This is a genomic window from Streptomyces sp. NPDC048277 (assembly GCF_040652235.1).
GTDB lineage: Bacteria > Actinomycetota > Actinomycetes > Streptomycetales > Streptomycetaceae > Streptomyces.
This window is the reverse complement of sequence record NZ_JBEZLQ010000013.1, coordinates 115,996-133,479: the sequence shown is the minus strand read 5'-3', so window position 1 is coordinate 133,479 and position 17,484 is coordinate 115,996. Positions and strand designations below refer to the sequence as shown.

The 17,484-nt window shown below is 71.2% G+C and carries 16 protein-coding genes and 1 riboswitch; of the genes, 13 read left to right on the top strand and 3 right to left on the bottom strand.

Annotation, left to right across the window (positions count from 1 at the left end):
- The 4 genes from AB0D85_RS27280 to AB0D85_RS27265 all read left to right on the top strand — a co-directional run bounded on the left by AB0D85_RS27280 (nucleotide 1) and on the right by AB0D85_RS27265 (nucleotide 4,611).
- Nucleotides 1–1,626 carry a YifB family Mg chelatase-like AAA ATPase gene (locus AB0D85_RS27280; RefSeq protein WP_362325372.1) on the top strand — a complete coding sequence of 542 codons (1,626 nt, stop codon included), beginning with the start codon at nucleotides 1–3 and terminating at the stop codon, nucleotides 1,624–1,626.
- On the top strand, nucleotides 1,623–2,780 hold the full coding sequence (dprA, locus tag AB0D85_RS27275) for a DNA-processing protein DprA (RefSeq protein WP_362325369.1): 1,158 nt from the start codon (nucleotides 1,623–1,625) through the stop codon (nucleotides 2,778–2,780). The genes AB0D85_RS27280 and dprA overlap by 4 nt, the downstream gene beginning before the upstream one ends.
- A 325-nt stretch (nucleotides 2,781–3,105) precedes the next feature.
- On the top strand, nucleotides 3,106–3,948 hold the full coding sequence (gene whiG / locus AB0D85_RS27270; protein WP_362325366.1) for an RNA polymerase sigma factor WhiG: 843 nt from the start codon (nucleotides 3,106–3,108) through the stop codon (nucleotides 3,946–3,948).
- A 105-nt stretch (nucleotides 3,949–4,053) separates the two neighbouring features.
- Nucleotides 4,054–4,611, top strand: a complete 558-nt coding sequence (locus AB0D85_RS27265) for a helix-turn-helix domain-containing protein (RefSeq protein ID WP_362325875.1) — start codon at nucleotides 4,054–4,056, stop codon at nucleotides 4,609–4,611.
- Between the two features lie 175 nt (nucleotides 4,612–4,786).
- Here AB0D85_RS27265 and AB0D85_RS27260 read toward each other — a convergent pair whose 3' ends face one another.
- Nucleotides 4,787–5,368 (bottom strand): M23 family metallopeptidase, encoded by a 582-nt coding sequence (locus AB0D85_RS27260; RefSeq protein ID WP_362325363.1) that lies wholly within the window; start codon nucleotides 5,366–5,368, stop codon nucleotides 4,787–4,789.
- A 273-nt stretch (nucleotides 5,369–5,641) separates the two neighbouring features.
- On the opposite strand from AB0D85_RS27260, the gene rpsB reads away from it, so the two are divergent.
- The 4 genes from rpsB to frr all read left to right on the top strand — a co-directional run bounded on the left by rpsB (nucleotide 5,642) and on the right by frr (nucleotide 9,268).
- On the top strand, nucleotides 5,642–6,577 hold the full coding sequence (gene rpsB / locus AB0D85_RS27255; protein ID WP_362325360.1) for a 30S ribosomal protein S2: 936 nt from the start codon (nucleotides 5,642–5,644) through the stop codon (nucleotides 6,575–6,577).
- 183 nt (nucleotides 6,578–6,760) lie between these two features.
- Nucleotides 6,761–7,597: a translation elongation factor Ts gene (gene tsf / locus AB0D85_RS27250; protein WP_362325356.1), complete on the top strand. Its 837-nt coding sequence runs from the start codon at nucleotides 6,761–6,763 to the stop codon at nucleotides 7,595–7,597.
- A gap of 208 nt (nucleotides 7,598–7,805) precedes the next feature.
- Nucleotides 7,806–8,564 carry a UMP kinase gene (pyrH, locus tag AB0D85_RS27245; protein WP_362325353.1) on the top strand — a complete coding sequence of 253 codons (759 nt, stop codon included), beginning with the start codon at nucleotides 7,806–7,808 and terminating at the stop codon, nucleotides 8,562–8,564.
- A 146-nt stretch (nucleotides 8,565–8,710) separates the two neighbouring features.
- The gene (frr, locus tag AB0D85_RS27240) at nucleotides 8,711–9,268 is read left to right on the top strand and encodes a ribosome recycling factor (protein ID WP_132889831.1); all 558 of its coding nucleotides are present in this window, start codon (nucleotides 8,711–8,713) and stop codon (nucleotides 9,266–9,268) included.
- Between the two features lie 8 nt (nucleotides 9,269–9,276).
- Here frr and AB0D85_RS27235 read toward each other — a convergent pair whose 3' ends face one another.
- Nucleotides 9,277–9,543, bottom strand: a complete 267-nt coding sequence (locus AB0D85_RS27235) for a hypothetical protein (RefSeq protein ID WP_362325350.1) — start codon at nucleotides 9,541–9,543, stop codon at nucleotides 9,277–9,279.
- Between the two features lie 21 nt (nucleotides 9,544–9,564).
- On the opposite strand from AB0D85_RS27235, the gene AB0D85_RS27230 reads away from it, so the two are divergent.
- The gene (locus tag AB0D85_RS27230) at nucleotides 9,565–10,629 is read left to right on the top strand and encodes a phosphatidate cytidylyltransferase (protein WP_362325347.1); all 1,065 of its coding nucleotides are present in this window, start codon (nucleotides 9,565–9,567) and stop codon (nucleotides 10,627–10,629) included.
- A 137-nt stretch (nucleotides 10,630–10,766) separates the two neighbouring features.
- Here the strand turns inward: AB0D85_RS27230 and AB0D85_RS27225 are convergent, their stop codons facing one another.
- Nucleotides 10,767–12,068: a cytochrome P450 gene (locus tag AB0D85_RS27225; RefSeq protein ID WP_362325344.1), complete on the bottom strand. Its 1,302-nt coding sequence runs from the start codon at nucleotides 12,066–12,068 to the stop codon at nucleotides 10,767–10,769.
- Nucleotides 12,069–12,395: 327 nt separating this feature from the next.
- On the opposite strand from AB0D85_RS27225, the gene rlmN reads away from it, so the two are divergent.
- The 4 genes from rlmN (at nucleotide 12,396) to AB0D85_RS27205 (ending at nucleotide 17,433) form a co-directional block, all read left to right on the top strand.
- On the top strand, nucleotides 12,396–13,502 hold the full coding sequence (rlmN, locus tag AB0D85_RS27220; RefSeq protein WP_362325341.1) for a 23S rRNA (adenine(2503)-C(2))-methyltransferase RlmN: 1,107 nt from the start codon (nucleotides 12,396–12,398) through the stop codon (nucleotides 13,500–13,502).
- 24 nt (nucleotides 13,503–13,526) lie between these two features.
- Nucleotides 13,527–13,634: riboswitch (TPP riboswitch) on the top strand.
- A 72-nt stretch (nucleotides 13,635–13,706) separates the two neighbouring features.
- A complete protein-coding gene (locus AB0D85_RS27215; RefSeq protein ID WP_362325338.1) occupies nucleotides 13,707–14,777 on the top strand; it encodes a thiamine ABC transporter substrate-binding protein in 1,071 nt (356 codons plus the stop codon).
- Between the two features lie 35 nt (nucleotides 14,778–14,812).
- On the top strand, nucleotides 14,813–16,411 hold the full coding sequence (locus AB0D85_RS27210; protein ID WP_362325335.1) for an iron ABC transporter permease: 1,599 nt from the start codon (nucleotides 14,813–14,815) through the stop codon (nucleotides 16,409–16,411).
- A complete protein-coding gene (locus AB0D85_RS27205) occupies nucleotides 16,411–17,433 on the top strand; it encodes an ABC transporter ATP-binding protein (protein WP_362325332.1) in 1,023 nt (340 codons plus the stop codon). Before AB0D85_RS27210 ends, AB0D85_RS27205 begins: the two co-directional genes overlap by 1 nt.
- The last annotated feature ends 51 nt before the right edge of the window (nucleotides 17,434–17,484 follow it).

The window sequence follows — 17,484 nt, the reverse complement described above, 5'->3', positions numbered from 1 at the left end:
ATGGGCTTCGCGCGGACGTGCTCGGTGGCGCTGGTGGGCGTCGAGGGCGTGGTGGTGGAGGTCCAGGCCGACCTGGAGCCCGGGGTGGCGGCGTTCACGCTGGTGGGGCTGCCGGACAAGAGCCTCACGGAGAGCAAGGACCGGGTCCGGGCGGCGCTGGTGAACTCCGGGGCGGCCTGGCCCTCGAAGAAGCTGACGGTGGGGCTCAGCCCGGCGTCGGTGCCGAAGAGCGGCAGCGGCTTCGACCTCGCCGTCGCCGCGGCCGTCCTCGGAGCGGCCGAGCGGATCGACCCCCGGGTGCTCGCCGAGATCGTGATGATCGGCGAGCTGGGCCTGGACGGGCGCGTACGGCCCGTACGGGGCATCCTGCCGGCGGTCCTGGCGGCCGCCGACGCCGGATACGAGCAGGTGGTGGTGCCGGAGAGCGCGGTACCGGAGGCTTCGCTGGTACCGGGAGTGTCGGTACTGGGCGTCCGAAGCCTGCGCCAGCTGATCGCGGTCCTCGCGGACGAGCCGGTCCCCGACGAAGAGCCGGACGAGCCGGGCCGGCCTGATCCGCTGCTCGCCGGTCTCCGGGTCCCCGGCACGGGCGCGGCCACCGGGATGCACAGTCTGGGAGCCGCACAGCAGGACCACGGGCATGACCTGGCCGACGTCGTGGGCCAGCTGTCGGCCCGGACAGCCGTCGAGGTCGCGGCAGCAGGTGCCCACCACCTCTTCCTGGAGGGACCGCCGGGTGCCGGCAAGACCATGCTCGCGGAGCGGCTTCCGGCGGTACTGCCCATGCTGACCCGCGAGGAGTCGCTCGAAGTCACGGCGGTGCACTCCGTGGCAGGCCTGCTGCCACCGGGCAAGCCCCTCATCGACGTGGCCCCCTACTGCGCTCCGCACCACTCGGCCACCATGCAGGCCCTCGTCGGCGGCGGCCCCGGCATCGCCCGTCCAGGGGCGGTCTCGCTCTCGCACCGAGGCGTTCTGTTCCTGGACGAGACCCCCGAGTTCAACACCCAGGCGCTCGACGCCCTGCGGCAGCCCCTGGAAGCGGGACACGTGGTGATCGCGCGCAGCGCGGGCGTCGTCCGGTTCCCGGCGAAGTTCCTGATGGTGCTCGCGGCCAACCCGTGCCCCTGCGGGCGCTTCTCCCTGACCGACCACTTCTGCGAGTGCCCGCCATCGGCGATCCGCCGCTACCAGGCCCGAATCTCCGGCCCGCTGCTCGACCGGGTCGACCTTCGGGTGGAAGTGGACCGTGTCACGCGGGCCCAGCTCACCGAGCGGGGAGCCCAGGGCGAGTCGACGGCGGTGGTCGCCGACCGGGTCCAGGCGGCAAGGCAGCGGGCGGCGCTCCGCTTCACCGGTACGCCCTGGCGGACCAACAGCGAGGTGCCGGGTCGTGAACTGCGCAGCCGCTGGCATGCGGCGCCGGGGGCCATGGACGAGGCCGAGCGCAGTCTGGAGCGGGGTGTCCTGACCGCCCGCGGGCTCGACCGTGTCCTACGCGTCGCCTGGACGGTGGCGGACCTCGTCGGTCACGACCGGCCGGATGCCATGGACGTCGCCCTGGCGCTACAGCTGCGCACCGGAGTCCCGCGGGGCGTACCGATGGCCATCGGGGCGCTGACATGACCGGCGACGGTCCCGACGATGAGCTGCTCGCCCGGGTCTTTCTGGCCCGGGTCATCGAGCCCGGCGACGAGGTCGCCGGGCGGTGGGTACGCGAGCGGGGCGTGCATGAGGTGGCGAGCCGGCTCCGAGGAGGTGGGGAGGCCCTGCCGGGCGTCAGCGGCAAACGGTGGGCCGGGCTCCTGGCCCGGGCAGGGCGGGCCGATCCTCGGGCGGACCTCGCTGTCGCGCACGAGGCGGGCGGGCGGTTCGTGTGTCCCGGCGACACCGAGTGGCCCAGCCAGCTCGACGACCTCGGCGACGCCCGCCCCCTAGGGCTCTGGGTGCGTGGTCGGCCCAGTCTGCGGATGTGGGCGTTGCGGGCCGTCGCCGTCGTCGGGGCGCGGGCCTGTACGGAGTACGGCGCGCACATGGCGGCCACCCTCGCCGCCGGGCTCGCCGAGCGCGGCTGGGTGGTGGTGTCCGGCGGCGCCTACGGCGTCGACGGCGCCGCCCACCGCGGAGCGCTCGGCGCCGGTGGTGCCACCGTCGCCGTGCTGGCCTGCGGGGTCGACCGGCCCTACCCGCGCGGGCACACCGAGTTGATCAGCAGGATCGCCGAACAGGGCCTGGTGGTGGGGGAGTTGCCGCCGGGCGAGCATCCGACGCCGAGCAGATTCGTGCTCCGCAACCGCGTCATCGCGGCGCTCACCAGGGGCACCGTCGTCGTGGAGGCCGCCCACCGCAGCGGCTCCCTGGTCACCGCGCGGGCCGCACAGCGGCTCGGCCGGCACACCATGGGCGTCCCCGGCGCCGCCACCAGCGGTCTCTCGGCGGGGGTGCACGAACTGCTGCGGGGAGAGGCCGTCCTGGTCACCGACGCCGCGGAAGTCGTCGAACTCGTGGGCGACATGGGCGAGCTGGCCCCGGCCAGACACGGCCCCGTCCTCCCGCGCGACCTGCTGGAACCCGCCGCCCGGCGGGTCCTGGCCGCCCTGCCCGGGAACCGGCCGGCCGCACCCGGAGAGGTGGCACGCGGCGCGCAGACGTCCGAGGACGAGGCCGTCGCCAGGCTGTACGAACTCCGAGCACTTGGTTACGTCGAACGACACGGCGACGGCTGGAAGTTGACACGCCAGGCGATGATCTCGGTCCGGGGTGGTCGGAGTCGGTGCTGACCGAGCGTGTTCGGCCGTCCGGGGGAACCTCCGACGCCCTTGGGAATTCCCGGAGTTGGCCCCTTCGACCGGTCACGCAGAGCGACGCGCCGAGCGCGGCCGGACGCGCCGTACAGGGGGTTCGCGCAGGGGTGGAGCCGCACTGTTCGCACACCGCGACTCCTCAGTCACGCTACGCTCACAAAAGCCCCGACACAGACCGCACCAACCGACATCAGACCGACACCTCGCCCATCTGGCCCCCCTATCACCCCCTGCTCACCCCACTCCGCAGCACATCGCGGCACTTCCTGGCACTTCACGGCAGAACGGCACAAGGCGACGAATGCCCCAGCACACCTCCGGGTCCGACCGGGCGGCGATCCCCCAAGCCGCCCGTGACGGTGGCAGCGTGCGGCCGCCCGCTCCCTCGACGCTCGACGAGCTGTGGCGGTCGTACAAGGCGACGGGGGACGACCGGCTGCGGGAACAGCTGATCCTGCACTACTCACCGCTGGTGAAGTACGTGGCGGGACGGGTGAGCGTCGGCCTTCCGCCCAATGTGGAGCAGGCCGACTTCGTCTCCTCCGGGGTGTTCGGGCTCATCGACGCGATCGAGAAGTTCGACGTCGACCGGGAGATCAAGTTCGAGACGTACGCGATCACCCGGATCCGGGGCGCGATGATCGACGAGCTGCGGGCGCTGGACTGGATCCCGCGGTCCGTGCGGCAGAAGGCGCGCAACGTGGAGCGGGCCTACGCCACGCTGGAGGCGCGGCTGCGGCGGACGCCCTCGGAGGGCGAGGTGGCCACAGAGCTGGGCATCGAGGTCGACGAACTCCATGCCGTCTTCAGTCAGTTGTCGCTGGCCAACGTGGTGGCGCTGGAGGAGCTGCTGCACGTCGGGGGCGAGGGCGGCGACCGGCTGAGCCTCATGGACACGCTGGAGGACACCGCCGCGGACAACCCCGTGGAGGTGGCCGAGGACCGTGAGCTGCGGCGGTTCCTCGCCCGGGCCATCAACACGCTGCCGGAGCGGGAGAAGACCGTGGTGACCCTCTACTACTACGAGGGGCTCACGCTCGCCGAGATCGGGAACGTGCTCGGGGTCACCGAGAGCCGGGTCAGCCAGATCCACACCAAATCGGTGCTGCAGCTGCGGGCGAAGCTGGCGAGTTTCGGCCGCTGAGGGCCCCGAGCCGGCCGGAGTGACCCGTGTCCCGGTCGCGCTGTCTCCCGTCGGGCGCGGCGCGTCCGTAGAGTGGTCGACGTGCCAAGGATTCGAGCGGCCTCCGTGGCCGAGCACCGGTCGATGCAGCGAGCCGCCCTGCTGGACGCGGCGCGGTCCCTGCTGTCCGAGGGCGGGACGGAGGCGCTGACGTTCCCGGCGCTCGCCGAGCGGACGGGGCTGGCCCGGTCGTCCGTCTACGAGTACTTCCGCTCCCGGGCCGCGGTGGTCGAGGAGCTGTGCGAGGCCGACTTCCCCGTCTGGGCGGCGGAGGTCGCGGCGGCGATGGAACGGGCCGACTCCGCCGAGGGCAAGGTCGAGGCGTATGTGCGGCAGCAGCTGGCCCTGGTCGGGGACCGGCGGCACCGGGCGGTGGTCGCGATCTCGGCGAGCGAGCTGGACGCGGGCGCGCGCGAGAAGATCCGGGCCGCGCACGGCGGGCTGGTCGCGATGATCGTGGAGGCGCTGGGAGAGCTGGGGCATGCGCAGCCTCGGCTGGCGGCGATGCTGGTGCAGGGCGTCGTGGACGCGGCGGTGCGGCGCATCGAGCTGGGCGCGGCGGAGGACCCCGCGGTCATCACGGACGCGGCGGTGGGCATGGCACTGCGGGGTGTGCAGGGCTGAGGTCGCCGGGGCCGGGGGCGGGGGTTTCGCTTACCGGCGTCGGCACGCATGCCCGCAGCTGGGAAGCTCACGCGACTGCAGCGCCCCGTAAGGGGCGCGGGGCCCTATCGATTTGCGGCTCCGCCGCGTGGGCGCGACCAGCCCCCACCCACCCGCAGCCGCGCAACCCGCCGCATCACCCCTCCGGCAGCGGAACCCCCAGCACCGGCAGCAGTCGGGACGGACCCAGGTCCAGCAGCCACGGCGGAAGCAGGAGCAAGGGGTCCAGATACGCCTCCCCGCGCAACAGCCCCCAGTGCACGCACGCCCCCGCACCACAGTGCGCGCCCCCCGGCTCCACCGTCCCCACCACCTCCCCCGCCGCCACCTCGTCCCCCTTCTTCACCGTCGCGGTCACCGGCTCGTACGTCGTGCGCAGATCCGTGCCCGTCAGTGCCACGGACACCACACCCCTGCCCGCCACCTTCCCCGCGTAGGAGACCCGGCCCGCCGCCACCGCCCGTACCGGCTCACCCGCGGCCGCGGCCAGGTCCACCCCGCGGTGCCCGGGGCCGTACACCGTCGCCGGTGGCTCCCAGCCGCGCAGGACCGGTGGTCGTACCCCCACCGGCCAGACGCGCCCGATCGCCGGCACGGTCGCGGGAGGCGGCGGGGGACCGTCCGCCCCCGCCTGGGCCCACGCCGCCGTCACCGTCAGGACCAGCGGCAACACCGTCGCCGCCCACATCCACCGCATCGCTCGTCGCATGATCGCCATGCCCGAACCGTCCCGTATCCCCGCCGATCATGGCCGGTACCTGTGGACTACTCCCCGGTTGTGGACAGCGGCGTCACCCGGTACCTCCCGGGTCCCGTACACTTCTTTTGGCGATCCGGGTCACCGGGTCGACTTCGCACGCCCCGACACCAGGTCAGTAAAACGATCTGTGTCAGCGCTTCTCGGTCCTTCGTGGCACAGCGCACCCGGGCGTCAGGCGCGGGAGCCGTCCGGTACCCGCGGCACAACCGAGAAATTCAAGGAGATACGGCCATGGCCGTCGTCACGATGCGGGAGCTGCTGGAGAGCGGCGTCCACTTCGGTCACCAGACCCGTCGCTGGAACCCGAAGATGAAGCGCTTCATCTTCACCGAGCGCAACGGCATCTACATCATCGACCTGCTCCAGTCGCTGTCGTACATCGACCGCGCCTACGAGTTCGTCAAGGAGACCGTCGCCCACGGCGGCACGGTCATGTTCGTCGGCACGAAGAAGCAGGCGCAGGAGGCCATCGCCGAGCAGGCCACCCGCGTCGGCATGCCCTACGTCAACCAGCGCTGGCTGGGCGGCATGCTCACCAACTTCTCCACCGTCTACAAGCGTCTGCAGCGCCTCAAGGAGCTTGAGCAGATCGACTTCGAGGACGTCGCCGCGTCCGGTCTGACCAAGAAGGAGCTTCTCGTGCTCTCGCGCGAGAAGGCCAAGCTGGAGAAGACCCTCGGCGGTATCCGCGAGATGTCCAAGGTGCCCAGCGCCGTCTGGATCGTGGACACCAAGAAGGAGCACATCGCGGTCGGCGAGGCCCGGAAGCTCAACATCCCGGTCGTCGCGATCCTCGACACCAACTGCGACCCCGACGAGGTCGACTACAAGATCCCGGGCAACGACGACGCGATCCGCTCCGTCACCCTGCTCACCCGCGTGATCGCCGACGCCGTCGCGGAGGGCCTCATCTCCCGCTCCCGTGTCGCCACCGGTGACAAGGGCGAGAAGGCCGCCGGCGAGCCGCTGGCCGAGTGGGAGCGCGACCTGCTCGAGGGCGAGAAGAAGGCCGACGAGGCCGAGAAGCCGGCCGAGGCCGCTGCCACCGAGGCTCCGGTCGAGGTCGCTGCCGCCGAGGCTCCGGTCGAGGCCGCTGCCGAGGCCCCGGCGGAGGCCCCCGCGGAGGCTGCTGCCGAGGCTCCGGCCGCGGACGCCGAGCAGGCCTGACCCGTCTAGCTCAAGTGTTGACGGTGGGGGCGGTGCTGCATCCGACAGCGCCTCCGGCGCGGTGAATTCCGCCCCCACTGTTCACCTGTAGGTCAGCCGTCGGGACGTGGTCTCCCTCTACACGTAGACCACAGACCGTGCAGATCTTCGATCTTCCAGACTTCGAGAAAGACTTACAGACTCATGGCGAACTACACCGCCGCTGACGTCAAGAAGCTCCGCGAGCTCACCGGCGCCGGCATGATGGACTGCAAGAAGGCGCTGGACGAGGCCGAGGGCAACGTCGAGAAGGCCGTCGAGGCGCTCCGCATCAAGGGCCAGAAGGGCGTCGCCAAGCGTGAGGGCCGCTCCGCCGAGAACGGCGCCGTGGTCTCGATCATCGCCGACGACAACTCCTCCGGCGTCCTCGTCGAGCTGAAGTGCGAGACGGACTTCGTCGCCAAGGGTGACAGGTTCCAGGCCGTCGCCACCGCGATCGCCGAGCACGTCGCCACGACCTCTCCGGCCGACCTGGAGGCCCTGCTCGCCTCCGAGATCGAGGCCGGCAAGACCGTCCAGGCGTTCGTGGACGAGGCCAACGCCAACCTCGGTGAGAAGATCGTCCTGGACCGCTTCGCGCAGTTCTCCGACGGCTTCGTGACCGCGTACATGCACCGCACGATGCCCGACCTGCCCCCGCAGATCGGTGTCCTCGTCGAGCTGGACAAGCCGAACGCCGAGGTCGCCAAGGGCATCGCGCAGCACATCGCCGCGTTCGCCCCGAAGTACCTCGCCAAGGACGACGTGCCGGCCGAGGTCGTCGAGACCGAGCGCCGCGTCGCCGAGGAGACCACCCGCGCCGAGGGCAAGCCCGAGGCCGCGATCGCCAAGATCGTCGAGGGTCGTCTGAACGGCTTCTTCAAGGACGCCACGCTGCTCGGCCAGCCGTACGCGCTCGACAACAAGAAGTCGGTTCAGAAGGTTCTGGACGAGGCCGGTGTCACCCTGAAGCGCTTCTCGCGCATCAAGGTCGGCATCTGAGTCCGTACCGCGATCGACGCGCGACCCACGGGTAAATCCCGATAGGGTCGGTCGACAGCAGTCGTCCGTACGCACCGTCACACCCAGGGACGTGACGGACGGCGGCAGATCTGACGAGGAGGCCATTGCCGCGCATGGGCAGCGAAAAGCGACCCCACCGGCAATGGCCTTCTTCGTATGTGCACCACGTGAAAGAGGCGGGATCTCCATGACCACCAAGCCCCAGAAGAGCGACGACGGCAAAGTACGCGGCCGGTTTCTGCTGAAGCTGTCCGGAGAGGCCTTCTCCGGTGGCGGCGGCCTGGGCGTGGACCCCGACGTGGTGCACAAGATCGCCCGTGAGATCGCGGCCGTCGTCCGCGACGGCGCGCAGGTCGCCGTCGTCATCGGCGGCGGCAACTTCTTCCGCGGCGCCGAGCTCCAGCAGCGCGGCATGGACCGGGCCAGGTCCGACTACATGGGCATGCTCGGCACCGTGATGAACTGCCTCGCCCTCCAGGACTTCCTGGAGAAGGAGGGCATCGACAGCCGGGTGCAGACCGCGATCACCATGGGGCAGGTCGCCGAGCCGTACATCCCGCTGCGCGCCGTGCGCCACCTGGAGAAGGGCCGCGTGGTCATCTTCGGCGCCGGTATGGGCATGCCGTACTTCTCCACCGACACCACCGCCGCCCAGCGCGCCCTGGAGATCGACGCCGAGGCGCTGCTCATGGGCAAGAACGGCGTGGACGGGGTCTACGACTCCGACCCCAAGACCAACCCCGACGCCGTCAAGTTCGACTCGCTCGGCTACGGCGAGGTCATCACCCGCGAGCTCAAGGTCGCCGACGCCACCGCGATCACGCTCTGCCGCGACAACAAGCTGCCGATCCTCGTTTTCGAGCTGCTGGCGGAGGGCAATATCGCGCGCGCCGTCAAGGGTGAGAAGATCGGCACGCTGGTGGGTGACCAGGGCAGCCGGGCCTGACCGGCAATGCCTGACGCACCCTGACCGGGGGATGGACAATGTCCTGCCGGTCGGGAACCGTTCAGGAAAGAAGACGCGACGCAGCCGGCCGCCGCCCCACAACGGAACCGCAGCCGGGCCTTACTCAAGACACGCAGGAGCAAGTGGTGATCGAAGAGACCCTCCTCGAGGCCGAGGAGAAGATGGAGAAGGCCGTCGTGGTCGCCAAGGAGGACTTCGCCGCGATCCGCACCGGCCGTGCGCACCCGGCGATGTTCAACAAGATCGTGGCCGACTACTACGGCGCGCCGACGCCGATCAACCAGCTGGCCTCGTTCTCCGTGCCGGAACCGCGCATGGCGGTCGTGACCCCGTTCGACAAGACGGCCCTGCGCAACATCGAGCAGGCGATCCGCGACTCGGACCTGGGCGTCAACCCGAGCAACGACGGCAACATCATCCGTGTGGTGTTCCCGGAGCTCACCGAGGAGCGTCGCCGCGACTACATCAAGGTCGCCAAGGGCAAGGCGGAGGACTCCCGGGTCTCCATCCGCTCGGTGCGCCGCAAGGCCAAGGACGCCATCGACAAGCTGATCAAGGACGGCGAGGTCGGCGAGGACGAGGGCCGTCGCGCCGAGAAGGAGCTCGACGACACCACCGCGAAGTACGTCGCCCAGGTGGACGAGCTCCTCAAGCACAAGGAAGCGGAGCTTCTCGAAGTCTGATGAACGACTCATCCTGGGGAGCGCCGCCACACGCCGGGCCGGGGGCCGGGCAGGCCGAAGCAGCGGCCGGGTACTGGGGGCCGACCGATCAGGGCACCGGCCAGGGGTACGGCCACGGCCATGGGCACGCCGCCTCCGGCCAGGGGTACGGCCAGGTCCAGGGACATGGACATGGAACCGGCTCCGGTCAGGGCTACGACCATGGCTATGCCCATGCCTACGGTCAGGGGCATGTCCAGGGAGCCGCCCCGGCGGGTCCCGCGTACGATGCGCATGACGCGCAGCAGACTCGCCCCATGCCCATCGTGCCCGACGACGTACCTGCGTACGGCGGAGACCAGGACGACGACCGGGGGGCCGCTCGGCTGGGCGGCCCCCTGTTCCGAGACGAGACGTTCCGCGAGGGCACGTCCCGTGACGGCGCGTCCCGAGCCGGGATGTTCCGCGACGACACCCCGTCGGCGCAGCCCCTGCCCCACGCGGCGGCGCCGCAGAATCCGGAGCCCATGCCCGACGCCCCACAACCGGCGCCCGCGCCGCAGAAGAAGAGCGCGGGGCGTGACCTGGGTGCGGCCATAGGGGTGGGCGTCGGACTGGGCGCCGTGATCGTGGCGTCCCTGTTCGTCGTCAAGGCCGTCTTCGTCGGCGTGGTGGCGGTCGCGGTCGTGGTGGGTCTGTGGGAGCTGACCAGCCGGCTCCAGGAGCGCAAGGGCATCAAGGCGCCCCTGGTCCCGCTGGCGCTCGGCGGCGCCGCGATGGTCGTCGCCGGCTACGCGCGGGGTGCCGAGGGTGCCTGGGTCGCCCTGGCCTTCACGGGCCTCGCGGTCCTGGTCTGGCGGATGACGGAACCGCCCGAGGGCTACCTCAAGGACGTCACGGCGGGCCTCTTCGCGGCGTTCTACGTCCCGTTCCTGGCGACGTTCGTCGCGATGATGCTCACCGCCGACGACGGCGCCTTCCGGGTCATGACGTTCCTGCTCCTCACGGTGGTCAGCGACACCGGCGCCTACGCGGTCGGCTGGCGCTTCGGCACCCACAAGCTGGCCCCGCGCATCAGCCCCGGCAAGACCCGCGAGGGCCTGGTCGGCGCGGTGCTGTTCGCCATGGTCGCGGGCGCGCTGTGCATGCAGTTCCTGATCGACGACGGCACCTGGTGGCAGGGCCTGCTGCTGGGCCTCGCGGTCGCGGCCAGCGCCACGCTCGGCGACCTCGGCGAGTCCATGATCAAGCGGGACCTGGGCATCAAGGACATGGGCACGCTCCTCCCCGGCCACGGCGGCATCATGGACCGGCTGGACTCCCTGCTGCCGACCGCTCCGGTGGTGTGGCTGCTGATGGTGCTGTTCGTCGGCAGCGGCTGACGTTCACCTGCTCGTGGATGAGCCCCCGCCCTTCCCAGGGCAGGGGCTCATCGGCATGTTGGCCCCCCTCGACCCCCCCTCGATCCCCCTCGATCCGGCTCCGGACACGCGGCCGGTGACCGGGAGCACGGCTGCCGTCAGCCGCGCGGGGTGGCCCGCAGGCGCAGGCCGGCGGTGGTGAGGCCCTCGAAGGTGGTGACCTGGTAGGCGGGTTCCGGTCCGGGCGGCTCGCTGAGGTGGTAGCGGCGGGCGGTCTGCGCGGTCAGGAGCGTCAGCATCGCCATGGCCAGGGCGGCTCCCTCGCAGCCGTGCGGCCCGGTGCCGAAGGAGAGGAAGGCCCCGGGTCTCGCCGCCGCGCCCGGGTCGTCGAGCCAGCGCTCTGGCTGGAACCGGTCCGGCTCGGCGTGTTGCCGTGCGTCGCGGTGGGCGGTGTAGGGGCAGACGAGAACGGTGGACCCGGCGTCGATGGTGTACCCGGCGAGCTGGGTCTGCCGGGTGGCGTGCCGGGTCAGCAGCCAGCTCGGGGGGTGCAGCCGGAGCACCTCGCGGACCAGCGCCTGGGTGTACGGCAGGCCGTCGAGGTGGGCGCCGGTCGTCGCGGCCGGATCGGCGGGCAGCAGGGCGGCCTCGGCCGCGACGCGGCTCTCCGCCCGGGGGTACCGGGCCAGGTGGAGCAGGATCCATCCGGCGGCCCGGGAAGGCGTCTCGAAGGTGGCGACGGTGATGCCGGGGAGTGTGTCGAGGACGACCTCGTCCGGCAGGGGGCCGTAGCGGGGGGAGGGCCGGAGCATCTGTCCCAGCATGTCGTCACCGAGCCGGCCCGTTGAACGGCGCCGGCGGACGACGGGCCGCAGAGCGTCGGTGAAGGCGACCTGCTGCCGGGTACGGAACCGCCGTGCCGGCGTGGGCATCCAGCGTGGCCATACCCAGCGCGAGGGGCGTGCGAGCACCTCCCGGGCCATGAAGAGCTGTGAGGCGAGGGGCAGCAGGGACGGAGCGTCTTCGGAGTAGAGGTAGCGCACGCCGATCTCCGCCAGGGCGTGCCGGACCTGGGGGAGAACCTCCACGTCCTGGTCCGTGGGCCACTGGTCGGTGAACCGGGCGGTGCTGGGCGCGATCTCGCCGATCCGGGCCGCCACGGCCTGCGGGCGCAGTCCGCGCATGCGGGCGGCGTGGGCGTGCGCACGCTCCTCGGGGGTCGGTGCCCCGCTCGACCGCTTCAACGGCGGGAAGAGCGGCGAGGGTGCCTTGGGGAAGTCCTGCGCGCGACGCAGGACGTCTTCGCACGGCCCGGCCGCGGCGGCCACGTACACCCCCGGCTCCAGCAGCCAGACGTCTCCGCACTCGTCGGCACCGCGGCGCGCCGTCGCCAGCCGGTCGCGGCTCCAGGCCGCGAAACTGCCGTCGGGCAACCGCGGCGGCTCATTCGTTCGGCCCATGAGATCGTCCCTGGCTCTGACATGGGGAGCCGGTGGGCACCCAGCGGCACCTACCGGCAGTGTGCGGTCAGGACGATCAGTCGCCGACGTACGCGTCCCACTCGTGTTCCCCGTACGCACCGTAGTGGCGGGTGAAGGACAGCTTGGCGAGCAGCTTGGCGATCATGATGCACTCCTCTCACCTGTCTTCAGCGCCAAACGCCACAAATGCCATATTGCCACATATTCCGCATATGTGATACGGCTCGGGGCCGGATTCGATCAACGACAGCCGGAGCGCGCCACGGCCCCGGGTCACCCGATTGGATCTGCGACACTGGTAGGGCTATGCCTAAGCCCGGAGAACTCACCTTTGTCGCCCCGCGCGGAGCCAAGAAGCCGCCGCGGCACCTCGCCGACCTCACGCCCGCCGAGCGCAAGGACGCGGTGGCCGAGATCGGCGAGAAGCCGTTCCGCGCCAAGCAGCTCTCGCAGCACTACTTCGCGCGGTACGCGCACGAACCCGAGCAGTGGACGGACATCCCGGCCGGCTCCCGGGACAGGCTGCGCGACGCGCTGTTCCCGGAGCTGATGACCGTCGTACGGCATCTGTCGACGGACGAGGGCACCACCCGCAAGACGCTGTGGCGGCTGTTCGACGGCACGCTCGTCGAGTCGGTGCTGATGCGCTACCCGGACCGGGTGACCATGTGCATCAGCTCGCAGGCGGGCTGCGGGATGAACTGCCCGTTCTGTGCGACCGGACAGGCGGGGCTGGACCGGAATCTGTCCACCGCCGAGATCGTGCACCAGATCGTGGACGGGATGCGGGCGCTCAGGGACGGGGACGTCCCCGGCGGTCCCGCCCGGCTCTCCAACATCGTCTTCATGGGCATGGGCGAGCCGCTCGCCAACTACAAGCGGGTCGTCACCGCCATCCGGGCCCTGACCGACCCCGCGCCCGACGGACTCGGCCTCTCGCAGCGCGGGATCACCGTCTCGACCGTCGGACTCGTCCCGGCCATCCACCGGTTCGCCGACGAGGGCCTCAAGTGCCGGCTCGCGATCTCCCTGCACGCCCCCGACGACGAGCTCCGCGACACCCTCGTCCCGGTCAACACCCGGTGGAAGGTGCGCGAGGTCCTCGACGCCGGGTTCGAGTACGTCGAGAAGAGCGGGCGGCGGCTCAGCATCGAGTACGCGCTCATCCGCGACATCAACGACCAGGCGTGGCGCGGCGACCGGCTGGGCCGCCTGCTCCGGGGCAAGCCCGTGCACGTCAACCTCATCCCGCTGAACCCGACTCCGGGGTCGAAGTGGACCGCCTCGCGGCCCGAGGACGAGAAGGCGTTCATCGAGGCGATCGCGGCGCACGGGGTGCCCGTCACCGTCCGGGACACTCGTGGCCAGGAGATCGACGGCGCCTGTGGTCAGCTCGCGGCCACCGAGAGGTAATCTGAGGGCCGTACTCACATCTTCATATTCCGACAGGGGAGCGCCACAGCGCTGAGAGTGCGGCAATCGGGCCGCAGACCCTCTGAACCTCGCCCAGGTCATTCTGGGTAGGAAGTTCGGTCATCACTCAAGCTGTTGCGCCCTGCCCGCACACCGCGGGCAGGGCCGCGTCTCCTTCTGGCCAACCCCAGGAGGACAACACCAGTGCACACCAAGAGCTTCGTGGCCGCGGCCGTAGGGCTAGGCCTCGTCACGCTGTCCGCGTGCGGGTCGTCCGACGGCTCCCAGGCCGACTCGAAGACCATCACCCTGGTCAGCCATGACTCATGGGCCGTCTCCAAGAACGTGCTCCAGGACTTCGAGAAGCAGTCCGGCTACAAGGTGAACGTCCTCAAGGACGGCGACGCCGGACAGGCCGTCAACAAGGCGATCCTCACCAAGGACAACCCGCAGGGCGACGTCTTCTTCGGCGTCGACAACACCCTGCTGTCCAGGGCCCTCGACAACGGCCTCTTCCAGCCGTACGAGGCGAAGGGGCTCGCCCGGGTCGGCACGGAGTACCAGCTCGACGCCGCCGAGCACCGGGTCACGCCCATCGACTACGGCGACATCTGCGTCAACTACGACAAGGCGTACTTCACCGAGCACAAGCTGACCCCGCCGACGTCGTACGCGGATCTCGTCAAGCCGCAGTACAAGAACCTCCTCGTCACCGAGAACGCCGCCACCTCCTCGCCGGGGCTGGGATTCCTGCTCGGCTCCGCCGCCCGGTACGGGGACAGCGGCTGGCAGGACTACTGGAAGAAGCTCAAGGCCAACGGCGTCAAGGTCGTCGACGGCTGGGAGCAGGCCTACAACGAGGAGTTCTCCGGCTCGGCCGGCGGCAGGAAGGCCAAGGGGGACCGGCCGCTCGTCGTGTCGTACGCCTCCTCCCCGCCCGCCGAGGTGATCTACGGCGACCCGAAGCCCAGCACCGCGCCCACCGGTGTCGCGACCGGCACCTGCTTCCGGCAGATCGAGTTCGCCGGGCTGCTGAGCAACGCGAAGAACACCAAGGGCGGCAAGGAACTCATCGACTTCCTGGTCTCCAAGGAGTTCCAGGAGGACATGCCGCTGAACATGTTCGTGTACCCGGTGGTCAAGGGGGCGAGCGTGCCCGCCGAGTTCACGAAGTACGGTCCCGCCGCGAAGGACCCCGAGACCATGGCGCCCGAGAAGATCGCCGCCAACCGTGACCAGTGGGTCAAGACGTGGACGTCACTCGTACTGAAGTAGCCGGCAGGCGCGGGAGCGCGGCGCGGCTCGGTCTGATGGCCGTGCCCGTCGCGTTCTTCGGTGTCTTCTTCGCCTGGCCGGTCGCGGCGATCGTCACGCGCGGGCTGAAGGTCGACGGCGTGTGGCAGTTCGGGCGGATCGCCGATGTCGTCGGCCAGTCCGACATCCGGCACGTGCTGTGGTTCACCACCTGGCAGGCGCTCGCCTCCACCGCGCTCACCCTGCTGGTAGCGCTGCCCGCCGCCTATGCGTTCGCCCGCCTCGACTTCCCGGGCAAGCAGGTGCTGCGGGCCGTGGTGACGGTTCCCTTCGTCCTGCCGACGGTCGTGGTGGGGACCGCCTTCCTCGCGCTCGTCGGGCGGGGCGGACTGCTGGACGAATGGTGGGGCGTACGCCTCGACACCACCGTCTGGGCCATCCTGCTGGCGCATGTCTTCTTCAACTACGCGGTCGTCGTACGGACCGTGGGCGGCCTGTGGTCCCAGTTGGACCCGCGGCAGGAGGAGGCCGCCCGGATGCTGGGCGCCTCGCCGCTGGGCGCCTGGCGCAAGGTGACCCTGCCCGCCCTCGCGCCCGCGGTGGCCGCCGCCGCGCTGATGGTCTTCCTGTTCACCTTCACCTCCTTCGGTGTGGTGCAGATCCTCGGCGGCCCCACCTTCTCCACCCTCGAAGTGGAGATCTACCGGCAGACCTCCGAGATCTTCGACCTCGCCACGGCCGCCGTCCTCACGATCGTGCAGTTCGTGGCGGTCGGCGCGATCCTCGCCGTGCACGCGTGGACGGTACGGCGGCGGGAGAGCGCGCTGCGCCTGGTCGCCCCGGAAGTGACCGCACGCCGGCCGCGCGGGGCCGGGCAGTGGGCGCTGCTCGGCGGGGTCCTCGCCACGGTCGCCGTACTCCTCGTCCTGCCGCTGGCCGTGCTGGTACGGCGGTCGCTCGACGGGGGCTTCGGGTACTACCGGGCGCTGGGCGACGCCGACGGCGGGACCTTCCTGGTCGCGCCGATCGAGTCGGTCGTCAACTCCCTGCAGTACGCCGTCGCCGCGACCGCGATCGCCGTGGTGATCGGCGGGCTCGCCGCCGCCGCGCTGGCCCGCCGGGACGCGGGACGGCTGGTACGGGGCTTCGACGCGCTGCTGATGCTGCCGCTCGGGGTGTCCGCGGTGACCGTCGGCTTCGGGTTCCTGATCGCGCTGGACAAGCCGCCGCTGGATCTGCGGCAGTCCTGGATCCTGGTGCCCCTCGCGCAGGCGCTGGTCGGCGTCCCGTTCGTCGTACGGACCATGCTTCCGGTGCTGCGGGCCGTGGACGGGCGGTTGCGGGAGGCGGCGGCCGTGCTCGGGGCGTCGCCCTGGCGGGTGTGGCGGGAGGTCGATCTGCCCATGGTGCGGCGGGCGCTGCTGATCGCGGCGGGCTTCGCCTTCGCGGTGTCGTTGGGGGAGTTCGGGGCGACGGTCTTCATCGCGCGGCCGGACAACCCGACCCTGCCGGTCGCCGTGGCCCGGCTGCTGTCCCGTCCCGGTGATCTCAACTACGGCCAGGCGATGGCCCTTTCCACGATTCTGATGGTGGTGTGCGCGGTGGCGCTGCTGGTCCTGGAGCGGCTGCGGACCGACCGGACGGGGGAGTTCTGATGCCACTTCTCGAACTGTCGCAGGCCACCGTGCGGTTCGGCGGCCGGGCGGTGCTGGACGCCGTCGATCTGGACGTCGCCGAGCACGAGGTGGTGTGTGTGCTCGGGCCCAGTGGGAGCGGCAAGTCGACGCTGTTGAGGGCGGTGGCCGGGCTCCAGCCCCTCGCATCCGGACGGGTGTCGCTCGACGGGCACGACCAGGCGCGGGTGCCGGCGCATCGGCGGGGGGTCGGGCTGATGTTCCAGGACCATCAGCTGTTCCCGCAGCGGGACGTGGGCGGCAATGTGGCCTTCGGGCTGCGGATGCGCGGCGACGGCAAGGAGCAACGGACCCGGCGGGTGGGCGAGTTGCTGGAGCTGGTGGGGCTTCCGGGGGCGGAGCGGCGGGCCGTCGCCGGGCTCTCCGGCGGTGAACAGCAGCGGGTGGCGCTCGCACGGGCGCTGGCGCCCCGGCCCCGGCTGCTGATGCTCGACGAACCGCTGGGACAGCTCGACCGCTCGCTGCGGGAGCGGCTGGTGGTCGAACTCCGTGAGCTGTTCGGGCGGTTGGGCACGACCGTGCTCGCCGTGACGCACGACCAGGGCGAGGCGTTCGCGCTGGCCGACCGGGTGGTGGTGATGCGGGACGGGCGGATCGCCCAGTCCGGCACACCTCTCGACGTCTGGCAGCGGCCCGCCGACGAGTTCGTGGCCCGCTTCCTCGGCTTCGGCAACGTGGTCCCGGCGACCGTCGAGGGATCGGTCGCGGTGACGCCCTGGGGGAAGCTGCCGGTGCCGGAGAGCGCGCCCCAGGGGCCGCGCACGCTGCTGGTCCGGCCCGCCGGGGTGCGGCTCGTCGCGGCCGACGCGGGGCTGCCCTGCACGGTGACCGCCCGCACCTTCCAGGGCACCCATGTCACCGTCCACCTCCAGCCCCAGGACGGACCCCGTCTGGAGGCGGCCTGCGCGCTGCGGGAGGCGCCGGCGGCCGGGGACGCGGTGGGCGTCGAGTTCGACGCGGCGGAGACCGTCGTACTGGACTGACCCCCCTCGGGATCGAGCGGCGGGAGGTACGACCGAGGCCCGTCCCCCGGG